This window comes from Haliea sp. E1-2-M8 (assembly GCF_030649675.1).
GTDB lineage: Bacteria > Pseudomonadota > Gammaproteobacteria > Pseudomonadales > Halieaceae > Haliea.
The window spans coordinates 1-1,796 of the sequence record NZ_JAUTDR010000065.1 but is presented as its reverse complement, the minus strand read 5'-3'; the positions used below and the strand labels follow the sequence as shown (position 1 = coordinate 1,796).

General features: G+C 60.6%; 1 pseudogene. It reads right to left on the bottom strand.

Going from position 1 to position 1,796, the window contains the following annotated elements:
- Positions 1 to 232: 232 nt before the first annotated feature.
- Positions 233 to 1,777: pseudogene (locus tag Q6D67_RS21510) on the bottom strand (IS91 family transposase).
- Positions 1,778 to 1,796: the final 19 nt, after the last annotated feature.

The window sequence follows — 1,796 nt, the reverse complement described above, 5'->3', positions numbered from 1 at the left end:
CAAGTATAAGAAGAATAAACGCCCTTTTTGCCTGAGTCCAGCAGTAGTTAGCTGTCAGTGGCCCGCCTCATAGCCGTTTAATCGCCCAAAATTCACCCTGAGTTACACTCCCGTGGAGAAAATCCACCCGCATTTTCTCCACAAACATCTCCATTACGATCCCCAGGCATAGCGCGGCCGGGCCGCGGTTACCCAGCGCAGCAAGTCGAGAGAAACAGTTGGTTTTTGGGCATCAGTGAAACAAGCCCGCTTGCATGCCGGCAGGCGGCGCCCGACTCTCGGGCAACGGGTTAGGCTCGTTTGCTTTGTCTTTTTGCTTCAAGTGATCGAGGATCTTCTTGATCACCACCGGGTCTTCAATGCAGGCAATGACTTTCATGGCGCCGCCACACTCAGTGCATGTTTCAATATCGATGTTGAAGACGCGTTTCAGTCGCTGCGCCCAGGTCATGGCCGCGCGGCGTTCGGCCGGCGTTTGGTCTTGCGCCTCATCGAGGGCTTGGGGCTTGCTGCCTTTACCACGCTTGGCGGGCGTCACCAACGCACGATGTTTACTGTTGGGAGCAAACACCCCGTGGAAACGGGTGAGGTTGACTCGCGGCTTCGGCACCAGCGCCGCCAATTTTGCAATGAAGTCCAGGGGCTCGAAAATGACATGTCGGAACGCCGCCCGGTCGTGCCGTCCTTGTAGGGCGTCTTGAGTTGATAATGCACCTTGCCCTGCGCAGTGAGTGACAGGCGTTTCTCAGAGACCGCCGGCCTTGAGATGTACCGGCACAGCCGTTCCAGCTTGCTGCGTTCATGGGCTTTGGCGGCGACGCCGGCGTGCAGCGAGAAACCGGCTACCTTGCCCACGGTATCACCGAATTGATCTTCCGGGTCGCAGGCCGGTAGCGTTTGCAGGGTAAACACCTTGCGCCCTGCCTGCGGCCCGACGGCGATCCGGTAGGTGATGGAATGCCCCAGCAGGGAATTCATCGCGTCGTCGTCCACCGCATCCGAGGCCAGGTAGCTGTTCTCGGCATCCCGTTCCAGTAGGCCCTGCCGCTCCAGAAAGCGGCCGACCCGATGGGCGATGGTGTGCGCCAGTTGGGTGAGCTCCTGATTGGTCGGCGCCTTGACCCAACGGAACCGGGCTGTTGCATCGGGATGATCGACATACACGCCATCGAGGAACAGCATGTGAAAGTGGATGTTCAGGTTGAGTGCACTGCCGAAGCGCTGGATCAGGGTGACCGCGCCGGTCTTGGCTATCTTTTTTGTGAAGCCCGCTTGCTTGATCAGGTGCGTCGCGATCACGCGGTAGACGATGCCCAGCACCCGGCCCATGATCTCGGGCCGGCTGGCAAACAGGAAACGCAGTTGGAACGGGAAACTCAGCACCCACTGGCGCACGGGCTGCTCGGGCAACACCTCGTCGACCAGCAAGGCCGCGCTCTCGGCCATGCGCCGCGCCCCGCAGCTCGGGCAAAACCCCCGACGTTCGCCTAAAGCGCCTACTTTTGGTGCAACTGAACGCAACCAGGTGCTCGGCGTGACACGACTCGCAGCGCACCCGCAAGAAGCCGCATTCGAGACGCCCGCATTGGAGGTAATCCTCGAACTCGCGTTGCACATAACCCGGCAGTTCCCTGCCCTGCTCCGCCAGATGAGCCGTGAACGCCGGATAATACTCGTCGACGATCCGATAGAGCAGGGTCTGCTCGGGCCGGTGGCGCTGGTATCGACCAGCATCCCGGTCCCGGGTGGCGGTCCTGACCGCCGCAGCGTGGGGCATGATCCGCGTCCTTGCGATA